This window comes from Vibrio maritimus, assembly GCF_021441885.1.
GTDB lineage: Bacteria > Pseudomonadota > Gammaproteobacteria > Enterobacterales > Vibrionaceae > Vibrio > Vibrio maritimus_B.
The window spans coordinates 882,825-901,001 of record NZ_CP090439.1 but is presented as its reverse complement, the minus strand read 5'-3'; the positions used below and the strand labels follow the sequence as shown (position 1 = coordinate 901,001).

General features: G+C 45.5%; 17 protein-coding genes. 12 read left to right on the top strand and 5 right to left on the bottom strand.

The window, feature by feature from the left end; genetic code table 11:
- Positions 1–294: 294 nt before the first annotated feature.
- Positions 295–3,774 (top strand): T6SS effector BTH_I2691 family protein, encoded by a 3,480-nt coding sequence (locus LY387_RS20520; RefSeq protein WP_234497704.1) that lies wholly within the window; start codon positions 295–297, stop codon positions 3,772–3,774.
- A 3-nt stretch (positions 3,775–3,777) separates the two neighbouring features.
- Entirely contained in the window at positions 3,778–4,743 is a 966-nt protein-coding gene (locus tag LY387_RS20515) for a hypothetical protein (RefSeq protein ID WP_234497703.1), read from the top strand.
- Here the strand turns inward: LY387_RS20515 and LY387_RS20510 are convergent.
- Positions 4,729–5,631, bottom strand: coding sequence for a LysR family transcriptional regulator (locus LY387_RS20510; protein ID WP_234497702.1), 903 nt, complete (start codon positions 5,629–5,631; stop codon positions 4,729–4,731). The two genes, LY387_RS20515 and LY387_RS20510, sit on opposite strands and share 15 nt — an antisense overlap.
- A gap of 99 nt (positions 5,632–5,730) precedes the next feature.
- Here LY387_RS20510 and LY387_RS20505 point away from each other — a divergent pair, with 99 nt between their 5' ends.
- On the top strand, positions 5,731–6,102 hold the full coding sequence (locus LY387_RS20505; protein ID WP_234497701.1) for a DoxX family protein: 372 nt from the start codon (positions 5,731–5,733) through the stop codon (positions 6,100–6,102).
- Positions 6,103–6,203: 101 nt separating this feature from the next.
- A complete protein-coding gene (locus tag LY387_RS20500) occupies positions 6,204–6,788 on the top strand; it encodes an NAD(P)H-dependent oxidoreductase (RefSeq protein ID WP_234497700.1) in 585 nt (194 codons plus the stop codon).
- 70 nt (positions 6,789–6,858) lie between these two features.
- On the opposite strand, the gene LY387_RS20495 is transcribed toward LY387_RS20500, so the two are convergent.
- Complete coding sequence (locus LY387_RS20495) at positions 6,859–8,877, bottom strand: bifunctional metallophosphatase/5'-nucleotidase (RefSeq protein WP_234497699.1); 2,019 nt, start codon at positions 8,875–8,877, stop codon at positions 6,859–6,861.
- A 155-nt stretch (positions 8,878–9,032) separates the two neighbouring features.
- On the bottom strand, positions 9,033–9,677 hold the full coding sequence (locus tag LY387_RS20490; RefSeq protein ID WP_234497698.1) for a DsbA family oxidoreductase: 645 nt from the start codon (positions 9,675–9,677) through the stop codon (positions 9,033–9,035).
- Positions 9,678–9,811: 134 nt separating this feature from the next.
- On the opposite strand from LY387_RS20490, the gene LY387_RS20485 reads away from it, so the two are divergent.
- Positions 9,812–10,180 (top strand): winged helix-turn-helix transcriptional regulator, encoded by a 369-nt coding sequence (locus tag LY387_RS20485; protein ID WP_234497697.1) that lies wholly within the window; start codon positions 9,812–9,814, stop codon positions 10,178–10,180.
- A 59-nt stretch (positions 10,181–10,239) separates the two neighbouring features.
- Here the strand turns inward: LY387_RS20485 and LY387_RS20480 are convergent, their stop codons facing one another.
- A complete protein-coding gene (locus LY387_RS20480; RefSeq protein WP_234497696.1) occupies positions 10,240–10,737 on the bottom strand; it encodes a hypothetical protein in 498 nt (165 codons plus the stop codon).
- Between the two features lie 158 nt (positions 10,738–10,895).
- Positions 10,896–11,435: a peroxiredoxin family protein gene (locus tag LY387_RS20475; protein ID WP_128649983.1), complete on the bottom strand. Its 540-nt coding sequence runs from the start codon at positions 11,433–11,435 to the stop codon at positions 10,896–10,898.
- 230 nt (positions 11,436–11,665) lie between these two features.
- Between LY387_RS20475 and LY387_RS20470 the strand changes: the two genes are divergently transcribed.
- The 7 genes from LY387_RS20470 (at position 11,666) to LY387_RS20440 (ending at position 18,177) form a co-directional block, all read left to right on the top strand.
- Positions 11,666–12,847 (top strand): MFS transporter, encoded by a 1,182-nt coding sequence (locus LY387_RS20470; protein ID WP_234497695.1) that lies wholly within the window; start codon positions 11,666–11,668, stop codon positions 12,845–12,847.
- A gap of 251 nt (positions 12,848–13,098) precedes the next feature.
- Complete coding sequence (locus LY387_RS20465) at positions 13,099–14,055, top strand: MBL fold metallo-hydrolase (RefSeq protein WP_234497694.1); 957 nt, start codon at positions 13,099–13,101, stop codon at positions 14,053–14,055.
- A complete protein-coding gene (locus LY387_RS20460; RefSeq protein ID WP_234497693.1) occupies positions 14,045–14,359 on the top strand; it encodes a hypothetical protein in 315 nt (104 codons plus the stop codon). Before LY387_RS20465 ends, LY387_RS20460 begins: the two co-directional genes overlap by 11 nt.
- Positions 14,347–15,213: a DUF692 domain-containing protein gene (locus LY387_RS20455; RefSeq protein ID WP_234497692.1), complete on the top strand. Its 867-nt coding sequence runs from the start codon at positions 14,347–14,349 to the stop codon at positions 15,211–15,213. The genes LY387_RS20460 and LY387_RS20455 overlap by 13 nt, the downstream gene beginning before the upstream one ends.
- Positions 15,206–15,916: a putative DNA-binding domain-containing protein gene (locus LY387_RS20450; protein ID WP_234497691.1), complete on the top strand. Its 711-nt coding sequence runs from the start codon at positions 15,206–15,208 to the stop codon at positions 15,914–15,916. Before LY387_RS20455 ends, LY387_RS20450 begins: the two co-directional genes overlap by 8 nt.
- A 1-nt stretch (position 15,917) precedes the next feature.
- Positions 15,918–16,529 carry a DoxX family protein gene (locus tag LY387_RS20445; RefSeq protein WP_234497690.1) on the top strand — a complete coding sequence of 204 codons (612 nt, stop codon included), beginning with the start codon at positions 15,918–15,920 and terminating at the stop codon, positions 16,527–16,529.
- A gap of 67 nt (positions 16,530–16,596) precedes the next feature.
- On the top strand, positions 16,597–18,177 hold the full coding sequence (locus LY387_RS20440; RefSeq protein WP_234497688.1) for a cytochrome ubiquinol oxidase subunit I: 1,581 nt from the start codon (positions 16,597–16,599) through the stop codon (positions 18,175–18,177).

Here is an 18,177-nt window from a genome sequence, read left to right as displayed (position 1 = left end):
CTTTCAACTGTGACACCACTCAATTAATGGGCATTAAGTAAAAGGTTCATCCGCTGCGAATCTCAACTTACTTTCTGCCCATTTCAAGCAACGTATCCGCCCACCGCCATCTTATAGAGCAGCGAAACAATATCTTGCATCGCTGACACCATTTGTTGTTTTCTTATCCAATAACTTGTTTTAATTACAAGATAATCATAATAACCATCTGATTTATAATAATTTAACTGGTGGTTCAATTTTTGCAAAAGCCTGAGATTCGTCGTAAGTTTGATTTATCTGTTAGGTTGAAGCATGAACACTCCGTTACCTCCCAAAACATCCATGATGTGGGTGAACTCAAAAAACACCTTTGAAGAAACCACTGAGACCTATGGTCAAGATGGAAACCTTATTTCATTAACAGAAAAATCGGACCTACCATCCGATCATATCGACGGTTCTCCACCAGAGCGAAGCATGTTTTGGGAAGGGGAAACAAAAAAAATCGAGATCGAAGAGTCCGAGCCTAATGTGCAAGATTACACAAAGAAAGAACCGGAGAATGAGGTCGCAACCGTCAACTTTATTCCAGTTCGCTACGCTATTGATGAGATTGAAGACGACAATACTCAGCCGTTTGGGTTGCCCGAAGGCTGGAAAGGCTCAGGACCTGCGAGACTGACCAATCACAGCTATACATTACGCCAGTTAAGGGATGGTTGGCTCTATATCTATGATGCAAAAAGCAAATCTCTTGATGAGTACAATGTAGAAGGTAACAAGATTACCCAATACAAACTCGGCGCGGCAGAAAACATCGACACCAACATAGTGCGAGGCGCAGAGCAAGAGAAGAAAACCTACCTCAGCTATCCCGAAGGCAGCGCACTTTCGCTTTGCTTTTCAATTCACAGATGGTCTTGGACCTTTTTCGAGATGGTAGCAAACAGCCCAGATAAGCACATCGGCAGAATGCAAACCGTCGTCTTAGACAAGGTTGAAAACCAACCTCACATTGACTCGATTGACGCCCTTTCAGAGGTCGCCGATATCGAAAACGCCGTCTGCGATGACCAGCGCTTTGCGTTCTCTTGCTTACTTACTAAAGCGCCGAAAGACAGCGATTCTCCGCCAGCAAAACTAAAGCCAGTAGCAATCATCGATGACCTCACCTCAAGTCTGCCTGAAGAAGAAACAGCGTATGTCGTTGCTATCAATGACCATAAAGCTGACATTGAAGACTTAGCCCACCACCTTGCTGGCTCTGCCAGCCAATTTCGAGTGTTTGAGGAGCAATTCAGCAATCAGTGGATGCTTATGCAAACGATTATGCAGCTCTGTATGTTTGGCGCCACAGAAGACACTAACCTGCCACGCTCTCTGAAAACTGAAGCTGATAAAGTTGCCTTTTATTCCGATATGGCGGAATACTATGACGCCAGCTCTAAAGTCGATAAAGCAACACAGAACCAATCTGCAGTGGCATCCGGATACCCTGCAATGTTTTCTGCTGGCGCCAAAGAAGCGCACCAAAACAACCAAGAACACCTCGCAAAAGCAATTCGTGACAAATACCGTATCTCAGAATCGAAATTCGATCGATATGAGCACTGGATAGCAACCGACAAGTGGCGAAAACAGCTCAACTGGTCACAAATGATGTCAGAAATGCACGAGCTGTCTGAAGAAAAAGAGCGACTATTAAAACCTGCACTGTCCAGCAAAGCTGATTTCATCGCAGCTATGGACGCGTTAAGCCCCAAACACCTTGAGCGCATTGTTGATTTGTGGAGCGAAGATACTCAGTTTGAATTGCACAGCCTTCACCAAACGGTTGTTGACGCGTTTGCGTTGGTGAGTGGAGAATCCGATCAGCAGTGGGCAGATCAGCAATGGCAGCGTCCAACCAGCTTATGGGCACTCAACGGCGCTGGGTTCAGTGAGTCGATTTTTAAGAAACTTGGTGGCGATTTACGAGCACCATTGCCAGATTTAGCGAAAAGTACTCCAAATGAAAGTTCAAAAATAGATAGCGAAGAAAACACCGAGAAATCATTGAGTGAACACCTATCCAAATTGGGAATGGGACTTAGCATTCACTCCAAGCTAGGGGATTTCATCTCTAACCCCAATACCCACGAAACGCTGATCTTAAAAGACCTCGCAAAAGGCTTCTTACAGCTCGATGGCATATTCACGGCATCTGCCGCCGCGATTACGCGCTTTGTGGCGGAAATGGGCGCAGACGCCATATCAAAGTCAACCGTGATGATGCTTGCCTCGATAAACACGCCAGTGACACGTAATACCTTCTACCTGCATGCCCTTATCCTTGAGCGCTTAGCATCCGCCACGACAATAGAAATAAACCCAAACTATGCTTCAGAGTTCAAAACATGGAAAGACCGACTTCACAACAGCGTTAAAGAACTGAAAAAACAAACCGCTATTGTAAAAGCTTTCGAAGCTAATGATCCCACCGTTTCAAAACAACAATACCAAGATGCATTAAAACAAAGAACACACTTTAAACGAGTCGTGGCTGGAAACGCGCTCGAGTACAAGCAGCAAATCATCATTCCAAGTAACGCTGCCAAAGCAATGAAAGCAGCCAACATGGATATTCTAGAAGGCAAAGTAAAAGCCGCGGAAAAACACTTCAAGGATCTCGGCGGACTGGGAACGGTCGCGTTTATCTTTAACCTAATAGCCTTGTATGACGCGATGCAAGGGGTTAATGAAACGGGATTGATGGATACGGATGACTTTTTGGATGTTCAACAGAAGTTTTTTGCTTGTGCTGCGGCTTGGACGGGGTTTACTACTGGTAAGGCTTGGGAGTCTGTTAAAGGTAACGAACAGCTAAGAAGACACTCGGTAAGCAAAATAACAAAGCATTTGTTAACCAAAAAGGAATACGCAACTCTGCCCTTGCAAGACTTAAAATACTTCAACCGCTGGCTGGCGATTACAGCGTCTGCAGGTGTTATTTCAGCTAGTATAGAATGTTATCGAATATTGCGAAATTTTGACGCCATTTATGGTAAGGAAAAGGTACTTCAATACTTCAACTTAGGTGCACTTAGTACACAAATCGTTATAGGAATGACTCAGTTTGTTGGTTCAGTTACAGGTCGCCTATCCGCTAACTTTATGTTTGGAGGACCTGTTATGGCAACTTTGTTAGTTATAACTACTATTTACGTTGTCGTGAATATTGCTTTGAGTAATCTAAAGAAAGATGCATACGAAACTTGGTTATCGGAAACACCTTGGGGAGCGAGCAAAAACAGAAGTAAGTGGAGCTCGAGTATTGACTCAATCCAACGAGTGACAGAAAACCAGGCGATCGTCACTAAAGCTATTTCTAAATTGCAAACCATAATTAGGCAACCAACTATAAATCATACTTTGAATGAGAGAGTCGTTGCTTACCCGAGGTATACGTTCAGAGAGACTATAAGTATCACAGTGAATATTTACGTACCAAATTCCGCATCAAAAATACCTATTCGCGTTAAGTCTAACATAAATGAAATCATCGAGAATTCAATTATCAAAATTAACCAAAGCGGCTACTCTATCGAAGTTTTTGCTAGGGAACTACCTCAACACTTATCAATGAAAATTGAGTATCTTTCAAATATAGATAACAAGAAAATGCATGAGTATTGGTTCCAGCATTCACTGAAACAAAGTGCATCTTACTCATCCGTAGTAGATAATGTAAAACAAAAACGAATTGATGAATCAATAACTTCAGATTGGCTACACTTAGAGATAAAGGAGTAAACCTTGGCGTACTTACCATATTACCTCACTCCGGAGGAGTTTGAGGTATACCAAGAAGAACAGGAAAAGCAGATCCGAAGTAGTAAACTTGTTAATGAATGGTCATGCAACAACATTGAAGAAGCAAATCGATATGATGCTTTGCTATTTACAGCGTGGTCATCACTTCTACCCGGTTTAATAGTTATGGGACCCATCGGTTATATTGGTTATGAACACTTCAATTGGATTGCCCCTTTTTGCATTTTTATAGTGTTTTCTATCGTCGCTTATTCTTGGTATCTGACAGTCGGACTCGATAACCACTATAAATATACGCTCTCTCACATTGGGTTGGTACAGAAACAGAATCGCGCAGAACCCAAATGGCTGAACAAAGCTATACAGTCAGTGGCTTGGATATGTTCCATCGGCTGCCTTCTTGCTGTTGCTATTGCAGGTCCTATGGTTTTGGTAGGCTCGGGAGCTCTGATGCTACTAGCTTTTGGTATGACTAAGAGACAACCACAGAATTTTGTCGAAACAACTGTAGCAATGAGAGATGATTGGCTTTTTGCTCACTACAACAAACGTCGTAAAGTCATCCAGCTCTTTCATAAGTATGATTACTGCGCTTATGAAGATGTGGCAGCAACTATAGCATGTCGAACGCAAGGCAGATGTGGCACGTATTTGTTCTTCGATACTATCGAAGAGTTAACAAATACTCTAACCCTACTCTCTGTTAGCTATAAATTAGAGTGTATAGAAATTGACGATCACAAGCACATCTTTAGCATCGAAGGTCAGAGTCCAGAGAGACTACTCCAAATACCTGCTCGAGCAAACACTTACTCTGTCGCAGAGACTTATGATTTAAAAGCTAATAATGCACCGCTACCGAATTGGGAATACATGTATTCTGGCAAGTGGGTGACAGAGCAAGAACTGAGAGAAGCTTCTAACAGAAGCGGTTCACTTACTGAGTGAACTTGCACCCTCAAACCACTCACTCAAATAATCAATAAACGCTCTCACCCGTCTAGGCTGATGCTCACTGTCTTTGTAGACCAAATACATAGGTAGCTTGGCTGACGGGTATTGCTCCAGCACTTGTCGCAATATCCCTGCTTCTAACTCTTCTGCCACCATCCATCTAGGCATAGCTGCGATACCAAGTCCAAGCTTTGCCATTTGAACCAACATGTCTGGGCTGTCACTGGTTAGAACTTCATTCACCTTAACTGTGAAGCGATTGTTACCATCATTAAAGCGCCACAAGTTCGAGGGTGATGAGAGTGAGTATGTCAGACAATCATGACGTACCAGGTCTTCTACGCTGGATATAGGCTCTCTCGCCTCAAGATAAGTCGGTGATGCAAAGTAGATCAGTTCGTTGTCCATGAACCACTTAACTCTAAGCCCAGAGTCTTTCAGTTGGGTGGCGCGAATCGCAATATCAACGTTACCTTCGACTAAGTCTATGAAACGATCAGAGACTGACACATTTACTGAGAGCTCGGGGTTACGTTTGAGAAATTCATTCAGAGGTTTTGAAAGCAGTTTGACACTGAATGCGCTCGGCACTGAAAGCGATAGCACCCCTGAGACTGAACGCTGCTCTTTTCTAAGCTGCGATTCTATTGCAGCCATCTCATCCATCAACTTTTGCGATTTGCTCAAATAGTCATGGCCTGCCGTAGTCATACTGATGGCTCTGGCGTGGCGATGAAATAGGGTGACCCCAAGGTCTCGCTCAAGCCAGGCTATTTTCTTACTTATTGCGCTCTGCGTCGTATTGAGATCGTTAGCCGCAGCGGTAAACGTGCCATTGCGAGCCACACTAAAAAATGCACTTAGGCAGTCAAACTTATCCATAATCATTCCTATTAGGAATACTAAATAGGTTAATTATGGTCTACATGATAATTTTTGGGAATGGTTAAATGGCTTCGTCATTTAACGAGGAAGCACATTATGTTCATCGCCCAAATTTTACTCATCGGTTTCTTTTTGTTTGCTAGCTCAATCAAAATCTTTGGCTGGGTGAAGCCAATTTTCGAGCCACAACTGACCTTCTTTCATAAGTATGGGCTGAACCGTACTGCAATGTTTTTGGTTGGCATTATTGAGTTAGGAGGGGCTTTGGGAATTCTGTATGGACTATTCACAGTCAATGCCTTAACAAGCGCTGTTTCGTCTGGATTGATCGCGTTTACGTCCATTGGTGCTATGTGGTTTCACTTTCGATTTGATACTTGGAAAGATGCCGTCCCATCGATGATAACTCTGTTTGTATCTCTATGGGTCAGCGTACCTTTATTAGACTTACTGTTTAATAGCATTTGAGTTGTACTACCAGACTTGAAACCAGCAATATCAAGACCATACTTAGTGAGATTCTACCCCGCTGTATCGGTATTCACTCTATACATTAAAAGGGAACATTCATGAGTAATGTGTTTATCATCAACGCGCATCAACCTTCAGATTTTTCACCAGGCAGACTCAACGGCAGTCTTGTTGATCAGGCAAAAGGCATACTACAAAGCAAAGGCCACACCGTTCGTGTTGTAACAATGCAAGATGATTTAGATGTCGCGGAGCAACTGGCTCATTTCGAATGGGCTGACAAGGTCATCGTACAGTCTCCAGTCAACTGGATGATGATTCCATGGTCTTTTAAGCGCTATATGGACGATGTGTTTACTGCAGGTATGGGCGGAGCACTGTGTAATATGGACGGCCGCTCATCAAAAAGTCCGAAAGAAAACTACGGGACAGGCGGCACCCTAACCAATAAAAAGTACATGTTGTCTTTAACGTTTAATGCGCCAAAAGAGTCATTCGATGACCCGAAAGAGTACCTGTTCGAAGGCAAAAGCGTCGATGACCTTATGTTTCCCATGCATTGCAACTTCCGTTTCTTCGATATGACAGCACTGCCCACATTTGCCTGTTATGACGTACTGAAGAACCCAGAAATTGAATCCGATTTTGCGCGATTTGAAGCGCACTTAAACGAACACTTCTAATAAAAAGTCGCTCGCCCCAGTATTTGGGACGAGCGACTTGTTCTTTCTGCTAGTCAGTTCTTTCTACAAGTTATTCAGCGCTTACAATGCGAGCATCAGTGTGGCTAGCATCAAATAGATTGTCTGACATGCTGTAACTGTTCGCTGCATCCGGATAAGTTGCAAGCAAAAACTCGGCCAATGCATCTTGCTCACTGCCCGTTTCGGCAAAGTTACTTGCACTAGGGTCCTTTGACATATCTGCCAGTGCCTGCTGGTTACTACAACTTCCAGACACCTCAACACATGGGAACGGATAACCATCGCCACCTGTAGCAATATAGCCAAGCGTGACCACTTTGAAGCTGCGCGTAGCATCGCCTTGAATCACACCGTCTTTCACTAGTATGTCATTACCGACTTTTAATGTACGCACACGCTCTCCTGCAGTGGTTTCAACACCGTTTTCATCGGCTTCTCTGGCCGTCTGCGTTGCGTCAAACATTACCTCAAGGCCTGCTATTTGAGGGAAACGGCCACCTCCATATCCAGTTGCATCGACTCCTCCAAACGAATGCTCAAGCACAGTCTTTAGCTCAGATGCAGTAACATCTAAGACAACGAGGTCGTTATTGAATGCCAGCGCTGTCTGGATATCAAACTGTGAGATATCGCCAGCCTCTTTACCTGCGGAAGGAAATGCTGCCGTCGGCAAATACTGTAGATCGCTTGGATCCGTTGACCCTGCAGGGTAAACCGCTTGGCCAATTTCAGCACGTATCCCACCACCATTTTTAATAGATATTTGTGTTGCACCATACTCTTGCTTCGCATACCAAAGGTTAGCGTCAGCAGTTAGGTTACCAAGGTTAGTTTCTTCGGAACGGACATGGGCACGCACACCATTTAAGAACACACTTGAGTTACCCAGTATCACACTCTCAGAAGCGACGATCACGTCGTTCATTTTCGCTGCGATATTGTCGACATCGGTGTTTGCCTCACCACCAAGCGTTAGCGCCATCTCATCACTACTCAATACGACACCACTTTTGTCACTGATGCCGTTTGTATTAATTACACCGGACTCGTCGAACTCAACAACCAATCGCCCCAGGTACTTAAAGTCTCCATCAACGTTAACCACAAGCACCGGTTCATCGGATGCGGAGGTAAAATGTAGAGGATAAGCATCGGCTGCCGTATCTCCAGGCCAAAGTTCGTCGTTATCATTAGCAAGCAACGTATTTGAGCCACCAGCTACGATAATATCAACACCAGAGAGCAGTGGTGCGAGCGATCTTTCTACCTCAATGCTCTGCATATGCGCCAATACAATAACCTTGTTTATGCCTTGACTAGTCAGTGCGTCAACCTCGGTTTGGATAATGGCAGCTAAGCCCTCTAGTGATTTATCTTGGGGTAGCACCTCTACATCGCCAGTAGATGTAATAACATCTTGAGTCGGAGTCGTCGCGCCTACTAGACCGATTTTCTCACCATTCACCTCAACTACAGCACTCGCTGCAAGCTTATTGCTGAGATCACTTACCATTTGACCTGCGCTTGCCACTAAGTCTTGTGTATTCACATCCTTTGTGAAATCGAGGTTTGCACTAAGATAAGGAAATTGCGCTCCAGGATACGCATTATCAACATTGATTATCGAAGCGAACTCAGCAGGACCACCATCCATATCATGGTTTCCAACCGCCGATGCCGCAACACCCATGGCATTTAAGAACGCAATATCACCGCGACCCACTCCAGGCACATTGACACCAGCAACATTGGAGAAGCTTGTATCAGCACTGGCATCATATCGAGCTCCGGGAATATAATTGTCACCAGAGCTCACGAACAACGTGTTGTCAGGATATTGCTTTGTGAGTGCATCGATATTTTTAGCGAAATTCCCTGCGTTATCTATAACGCGAGCATTAGAGCCATCCATATCCGCTACGTGCAGCAGTTGAAGCGTATACGTGTTTCCTGAGGATCCCTTGGCATCAGTGTTATTGTCATCACCACAGCCGTATAGAAACGCTGAAGCCAACGCTACTGATAGAATGCTTTTTGCAGCGATCGCGTTTCCGTCTTGTTTAGACATGTCATACTTCCTTGCAGATTGAAATAATTTGTTTCTTGACGATGCCTAGGGTTTCATAGGTAAGTGAATGATTTATTAAGAGTTAATTAAGCTAATAGGAAGGAAATATGACGCTGCCCAATCATTAATCAGGCAGCGATTTGACTGATTTATAACTAGCTCGCGAGTAGTTCTTGCAACACCTGCTTATAAACATCCACCGGCTGAGCACCCGTCAATGCACTCTCTCGGTTAAACACCACAGTTGGGACGGAGCTAATACCCGCTCGCTTCCACATATCTTCTGCTTGTTGAACTTGCAGACGTGCTTCTGGGTTGTCGAGAAGTTGGAGCGCCTCTTGGCTGTCTAGTCCAACTGCCTGTAGCTCAGTAGCCAATACTTCGCGGTTACTAATATCTTTCCCCTCACCAAAAAACGCGCTGAACAGTCTTAGTTTCAGGTCAGTTTGTTTACCTTGTGATTTAGCGTACTCAAGCAAGATGTGTGACTCGAACGTGTTAAGCATTTTCATATCGTCGTCGTACTGAAATCGAAAGCCCAACTCTGCGCCTAAGTTCGTTAGGTTTTCACGCGCACGAATACTATCTTCTTTGGTCGTGCCATATTTTTCTGCCAAGTGCTCACGAAGATTTTGACCTTCCAACGGCATATGGGGGTTGAGCTCAAACGGCTGCCACTCAAGATCGATACGATCCTCGACACCCAGTTCGCGTATCGCCTGCTCTAGTCGCTTGTAACCTATGATGCACCATGGACACACAACATCCGATACGACATCCAATTTGATTTTTTGGCTCATAATGACTTTCTCTTTGTTGATACTTTCTTATATTGAAATTCTTTCTTTTATTGAATTTCTAGTGACTAGGTATATTATGGTGACCTATATTTCTGTTTCAACCAGTTACCATTTGGTGACCTAGGAGCTTTATCGTGGAAAGCCAAATCAAGATTGATAACCGCGGGCGTAAGTCGGTAGAAAACGTCTGCTCAGAGCCCTGTGCGATCGAGAAAGGCATGCGCCTGATTGGTGGTAAGTGGAAGGGTTCGATTATCTATCATCTCAAAGATGGTCCGGTGCGTTTTAATGATCTAACGCGCCTGCTAGGCGGCGCTAGTAAAAAAATGGTCGACCAGAGACTGAAAGAGCTTGAGCTGGAAGGCATGGTTGAGCGTAAGGTTATCAGTGATAGACCGATTGCCGTCAGTTATGAGCTTACCGAGTTTGGTCAAAGTGCACTTAAGATACTCGATGACCTGCGTATTTGGTCAGAGACGTATGACATCCAACTTCGTGCCTGAGCCGGATAGATCAAGAAGAGGGAGCCTAGCGGCTCCCTCTTCATATCAAACAACGCATACTATAGCTGTGGCTCGACAATGACGAACTGACTGGTGCCTGCAATAGGGGCATACCAGTCCCCACCATCGACATAAAAGGTCGCACCGTCTACGGTTACCGTCGTTGCATTCTCTGGAACTAATTGCACGACTTTACCCTGCATTCCCGTTACCGTTGACTGACTCTCACTACTCACACCAGCTTGAATCTGAGGTTGCGTAGAAACGGGTGGCTGTTCTACATAAATGTAGGTGTCATTACTACGCTTGTAATAAGCGTTGTCTATTACCGCATAGCTAATTCCAGCAATCAAAACAAACGTTGCGCCTTTAGGAAGTTTTCTATAGTGAAAACTGCGGTGCACTGGCGCTTTTTGAACTGGCTTAAACGCGGACTTCACCACCACTGGCTTCACTTTCGACGGTGGGACAGGGATCGGCTTGGCAGCGGCTGGAGCAACCAACGCGGCAAGTAAAGTACCAATAATCGTTTGTTTGATGTTAAGTTTACGAATCATGCATCTCTCCAATTTGTCCTTTGCAACAACTAAAAGTTCAGTTGGCAAGTCACGTGTAGGGATTGGAAAGATACGCGGTAATTTTGCAGAAAAGTTGAAGAAATTGTGGAGATGATGAAAGTGGTGCAATCAGATATCACACCACTTTTGAAATGAGCTTAGTAATCTAGCGTCCCGCGAATTGGGTAGTTGTTATTTGGATCGCGAATCCAAGCAAGACCGCGTGATAGCGCGCCTAATTCCGGTCTTACAAACGGATTGTTTGAGATGTCGACGACATGAAGATTGCCATGCTCATTCACCACAAACAGCCCTGGTTCAGCGAAATTATGGTCTGTCTCCTTCTCAGAACGCGGCAAAGAGATATATACGCCAAGCTGTTTCATTTGCTCTTCAGTCAAACCATAAGCCAGTGGAAAGCTGACATCCAACTGCTCTAGATGCTTTTCTAATTGCTCTTTAGAATCGCCAGATACCGCTAATATATCCACACCTGCATCAGCAAATGCTTGCTTGTAAGACTCAAGTTCGTTGAGGTATTTGGTGCAAAGTGGACAGTGTTTACCGCGATACACAAACACCGCCTGCCATGTTAAACCGTTTTTTGGCTCACCAAGTGTGACCGATGAACCATCCAATAACGTTGCTTGTAGTGATGGAAACGCATCGCCCGCTTTTAGTTTTACCGATGTAGACATACTCACTCCTTTATTCACGTTTTAATAGGTTGCCATTGATTGTGGGTCGAGATCCTCATACTTTCAAGTAGTTAACTTTTAGTAACCTGGTCAGAACCTATATTTGCAATATTTGTAAAAATCATTTGTTACAATTACTATTTTTCGCAATCCAACTTTCTTCAATAATGCGCTCAACAAAACGAAGGTAGTCACTAATAAAAGCGGCTGCGCATTACTGGAGACATCACATGCCTATTGCACTTTTTGCACTTACACTCAGTGCCTTTGCCATTGGTACCACTGAGTTCGTCATCGTTGGATTAATACCAACTATGGCTGCCGATCTTGGCGTTTCACTTCCTTCTGCCGGGCTACTGGTTAGCTTATACGCGCTTGGGGTAGCGGTTGGCGCACCTGTACTGACCGCGCTAACAGGAAACTGGAAACGCAAATACGTTCTACTCTCTGTTATGAGTTTGTTTGTCGCGGGAAACCTTTTGGCTTGGCAAGCGCCTGGCTATAACACTCTTGTCCTTGCGCGCATCCTGACAGGTCTTGCTCACGGGGTATTCTTCTCCATTGGCTCGACCATTGCGACAGGCTTGGTTTCTAAAGAGAAAGCCGCGAGCGCTATCGCCATTATGTTTACTGGTCTGACTGTCGCTCTAGTGACGGGTGTTCCGCTTGGCACTTACATCGGACAAACCTTCGGCTGGCAAACCACGTTCTTGGTTGTTGCGGTACTTGGATTAATCGCTCTGATTGGCAGTGCTTTCCTTGTTCCAAATAACCTAAAACAGCCACCAGCGGCAAAACTTTCAGCGCAAATGAAGGTACTGGCGCAGCCTCGTCTGCTTCTAGTGTACGCGATTACTGCGCTGGGCTATGGTGGTACGTTTACCGCATTTACTTACCTTGCACCGATCTTAGAGCAAGTGTCGGGGTTTGATTCAAGTGCCGTCGGCTTGATCATGTTGGTCTATGGAGTTTCTGTCGCTATCGGTAACATCTGGGGCGGGAAAATGGCAGACTCTATGGGTCCAATTAAAGCCCTAACGATTATCTTCGCAGGTCTTGCTGGCATCTTACTGGTGTTCAACTTCACAGCAGTAAACCCGATTGCAGCCGTCATCACTATCTTGGTATGGGGTGCCTTTGCCTTCGGTAACGTCCCAGGTTTGCAAGTTTATGTAGTGAAGCTAGCAGAGAAGTATGCGCCTGATGGGGTTGACGTTGCCTCAGGCTTAAACATCGCGGCCTTTAACGTTGGTATCGCATTAGGTTCATGGGGTGGCGGTCATATCGTCGCTGAAGCGGGGCTCATGCATACCCCTTGGGTTGGAGCGGCAATCGTCATAGTTGCACTATTACTAACACGCCTCAGTGGTGCTCTTGATAAAAAACAAAGCGCAATCCCAAGCGTGGCATAGTTCAAACCAAAAGGGCTCACTTTATGTGAGCCCTTGCCATTTCTGTCTTCATCGCACTTTCAATCTCTTAGCTTCCCATTCGTTTAGTTTTACTAAACACGACATTTTATATATTCATACATACTTAACGGTCGTTTTTACTTATCTTACTCACGTGCCTTGACCAAGATCAACAAAACACGTGGATCCCAGTCGGCACATTCACACTTTTACCCAAAGTAAAACGCAGACAAAAAAGATAGGAACTGGTTATGAAATGGCCGATTAAAGCACTCGCTCTAGCGCTGGGCTGCTCTCTTGGGGCAACACAATCTTTTGCAATCAATCTTGAACCCCTAGACAAAGACTTTACCCTGCAAATCCTTGGATCAGGCGGTCCCATTTCCGATGACTTACGCGCGTCATCTGGCGAGCTCATTTGGTGGAAAGGCAAATCAAGAATCATGATTGATGCCGGCGGTGGTAACTATCTGCGATTTGGTCAAGCTGGTGCCAAGCTAGAGGATTTAGACCTCCTTGCCATCTCACACTTTCATACCGACCACGTTGCCGATTTGCCAGCCATCCTAAAAGGGGCTTACTTCTTCAATCGTGAAGATGCACTGGACATTACAGGTCCCGAAGCGGGCTCTGCTTTTCCAAGTCTAACGGGCTATATGGACGCTATGTTCAATAAAGAGAAGGGCGCGTATGCCTACCTTAACGGTCTCTATGATGGCACCGACGGTCTGTTCCCGGTCGACCTCACCGATGTGTCCTATACCGCAACGACACCACAAAAAGTCTACGCGCTAGATGGCTTAACTGTATACGCACTAGGTATTCCACACGGTGATGTTCCGACGCTGGCATACCGAATCGAGAGTGACAAAGGCACCATCGTTATCTCAGCTGACCAAAATGGTAGCAACCCAGCTTTCCTTAACTTTGCCAAGGGTGCCGACATTCTCGTCATGCCAATGGCGATTCACGAAGAGGCAGATGAGATTTCCGCTTTTATGCACGCCAAACCATCTGTCGTTGGCAAAATCGCTGCAGAAATCAATCCTAAGCTACTTATCCTAAACCACTGGATGGGTCTTGGTCTTAAACGTAAAGCTCTGTCGCTCGACATTGTAGCCAAATACTACAAGGGCAAGATTTTCTCTGCTCGTGACCTCTCTAGCTTCCCTGTTGCTTCTCTAAAGGAGACTTCAAATGAACAATAAACTCATCATTTCGGTTGCGCTTACCTCACTGGTTTCACTTAACTCAGCTATCGCTGCAACGACGGATGCTGCCGAAACGCCGGTAAAAGCACAATCATCAGGACAAAATGGTGGTAAGTGTGCTGCGGGTAAATGTGGTACTGAAAAACGCTTTGAAAAACAAGAGCTCACTAGTAACCCCCAAGACAAACTTGTTCGCGCACGAGACGGTAAATGTGGACTATCGGGTCAAGGCATCAATGCACCAGAAGATGCGATCACCTCGGCCAACAGCAAAGTAACAGGTGGGGTATGCGGACAATAACCGACACCAGCAAAGGGATTGGTTTACGCATGGAACACATCGAGATGCTCAGCGAAATGCCTAAACATCCAGACATCGATTTTCTTGAGCTAGCGCCAGAAAACTGGATGAACATCGGCGGAGAAAAGCGAGAACGTCTTATTGAAATTGCAGGTAAATACCCTCTCGTTGCTCACGGACTCAGTCTATCCATTGGTGACTGTGTTCCACTAAATGAGAGTTATTTGGCAGATGTTGCGCGATTTCTAAACGAGTTTGATATCGAGATTTACAGCGATCATCTCTGTTTTTCGAGAGACAGTCAGGGGTATCTGTATGACCTGCTGCCAGTTCCGAGGAATCAAGAAAATATCGACTATTTAGTATCACGCATTCAACGAGTTCAACACTTGGTCGAGCGCCCACTAGTCTTGGAAAACATTTCGTATTACCACAACTTTGATAACGAGATGCCAGAAGGTGAATTCTTTGCCGAGTTGATTGAAAAATCAGGGTGCCAGATGTTGCTAGACATCAACAATGTCTATGTGAACAGCGTGAACCACGGCTACTGCCCTTACGAGATGTTAAGAGCCCTACCCAGTGACGCCATTCGCTACTACCACATCGCTGGTCACCTAAAACAGAGTGATGAGTCACTGCTAGATACCCACGGTAAACCCGTGCCTGACAGCGTTAAAGATCTCGCACACTATGTGTATCTCCTACATGGGAGCAAGCCTCTGCTTCTAGAGCGTGACCACAATGTGCCTCCGCTGGTCGTGCTGAGCGAAGAGTTGCGCCAGATCTATGCAGACGTGAGTACTCCATCTCGGCTGACAAACTCAGTCAAGCAAGGAGAGGCGTATGCATAATCCTCCAGGACAAATGCTGCATCAAACTGAATCGCTCGCTCGATTAGTGCGCGCTGGTCGCACTGAAGAATGTCAATACGGAGAGTTTATTCGAGACAACATCTTTGGTGTAGTCACCAACACCTTCCCTCTTTTTGTGGCGCGTGTTGGCGATAAGAATCTCAATCAATTACTCGATGGGTTTCTGCTGAAACACTGCGCCATGGAGCCTGAATTTCACCATATTGCGACAGAGTTTGTTCAATACGTTCAGCAATGCCCAATGGCGGAAGCACTTAGCACATCGATTATTGAATACGAGTGGACAGCGTTTAGCGCTGAGATTGATTGCGACGTAGTAATGCCAGCAAGGGATTGGAGTGACGACATTCTGGCGAGTGCAGAGTATTACCGCATCTTGCTCAACCCAACCGCTCGGCTTCTTGAATTGCCTTTTGAGGTATCCAGTCATTCGATAACGCCAACAGAAAATAACAAATCGAAATATTACGCCGTTTTTCGGCATGCTCAACACCATGTGGTATCGCAAAAGCTAAGGCCTATTGATGTCGCGCTAGTACAGATGATTCAGTCGCTGCCTTGCGCCAGCTTACTGGAACTAAAACTACAAACAGACGCTCAACTTGCCGACTTCAACCTAGCGAATTGGATACAACATTTCACACATCTTGGGCTGTTACACATCGAAGCCCTAGGAGAATAACATGATTAAGTCAGTCATTACTTGGTACGACAACCTTATCGAAAAATGTCGCAAAATAGACTTTTTGGTCCTTTTTTCCATCCGTCTTTTTCTGGTTCCAGTGATCTTTGTAGGCGCACGCTCTAAGGTTCTGGGCTACGCAGGTACCGTCGCATGGTTTGGCGCTCCTGTAGCAGACGGTGGATTAAACTTACCTTTTCCCGAACTCCTTGCGTTCCTCGCTGCTGCCACTGAAGTTCTTGGGTGTATCTGTATTGCACTTGGACTATTCACCCGCATTGTCTCAATCCCAATGATTTTCATGATGAGCGTAGCCAGTGCCATGGTTCACTGGAAACACGGCTGGGATGCGATCGCAACAGGCAGCATGGAATCAACCATGCGTCTTAACGGCTTCATTACCTGGCTGGCAGAGAACTTCCCTGGTCGCTACAACTACATCACGGAGCTGGGCGACCCGGTCATGCTTAACAATGGTATGGAGTTCGCCGCCACCTACTTTGTGATGCTGATGGTGCTGTTCATCTACGGTGGAGGTCGCTACGTGAGCCTAGATTACTGGATAAAAAAACCTTTCATGAAAAACCAACAAAGGCTTAATCACACCAAATAAATAGCCTTTATCAATCTTATCTTTTTACTGTTTCGGCCCGCCACATATGTGGCGGGAAGGGGATGTTATGTTAACAGATGTCGTTGATCTGTCGCGTCTGCAATTTGCTAGCACCGCGCTTTATCACTTTATATTCGTGCCTCTCACCATAGGTCTTTCGTTCCTACTTGCTATTATGGAATCGGTCTATGTCATGACAGGTAAAACCATCTACAAGGATATGACCAAATTCTGGGGCAAACTCTTTGGGATCAACTTTGCCGTCGGTGTCGCCACCGGCTTAACCATGGAGTTCCAGTTCGGTACTAACTGGTCATATTATTCTCACTATGTAGGCGATATCTTTGGCGCACCACTTGCCATCGAAGCATTAGTCGCATTCTTCCTAGAGTCGACGCTAGTCGGGATGTTCTTCTTTGGCTGGGATCGCCTGAGCAAACGTCAACACTTGACTGTCACTTGGCTAACTGCGCTTGGTTCAAATTTCTCTGGTTTGTGGATTTTGATGGCGAACGGTTGGATGCAAAATCCTGTCGGCGCGGATTTCAACTTCGAAACCATGCGAATGGAGATGACTAGCTTCGCGGACGTCGTCTTCAACCCAGTGACTCAAGTTAAATTTGTTCACACGGTCGCAGCAGGTTACACCACAGGTGCGCTTTTCATCATGGGTATCAGTGCGTACTACTTACTTAAGAATCGTGATGTAGCGTTTGCAAAACGTTCTTTTGCGATCGCTTGTTCATTCGGTATGGCGGCAATTTTCTCTACGCTAATGCTAGGCGACGAGTCTGGGTATGAGCTCGGTGACGTACAGCAAGTGAAACTTGCAGCCATCGAAGCCGAGTGGCACACCGAAGAGGCACCGGCATCATTTACGCTGTTTGGTTTCCCGAATCAAGAGACCATGGAGACCGACTACGCCATCAAGATCCCATATCTAATGGGTATCATCGCCACTCGCTCTCTTGATGAGCCTGTTACCGGTATTCGAGATCTTCTGGCTAACAATGAGCAACGCATCCGAAACGGTATGATTGCTTATGGATTGTTGGAGCGCCTTCGTAATGGTGACAAGACTGAAGAGAACATTGCTAAGTTCAACGATGTGAAATCTGACCTTGGCTACGGTTTGCTACTCAAAAAGTACACACCAAATGTATCGGATGCGAGCGAACAACAAATCAAAATGGCTGCGAAAGACACCATTCCACAAGTGGCTCCACTCTTCTGGAGCTTCCGCATTATGGTGGCGTGTGGCGTGTTGATGTTTGCGTTAATTGGCTTCTCATTCATCCAAGTATGCCGTAAGAAAATCGGCACACAAAAATGGTTACTTAAAGCGGCTATCTGGGCAATCCCACTTCCTTGGATTGCATGTGAGGCTGGCTGGTTTGTTGCCGAGTACGGTCGCCAACCTTGGGCAATCGGTGAAGTGCTACCTGTTAGCATGGCAACATCCGACCTTTCTGCCAGCGACCTATGGATATCTCTGGGTGCGGTCTATGTTCTGTACACCCTATTCCTCATCGCTGAGATGTTCTTGATGGTAAAATTCTCTCGTCGTGGACCAAGTGTTCTTAAGACGGGTCGCTACCATCACGAACAAACTCCATCTTTAGACAACGCCATCGACGGCTACAAATAG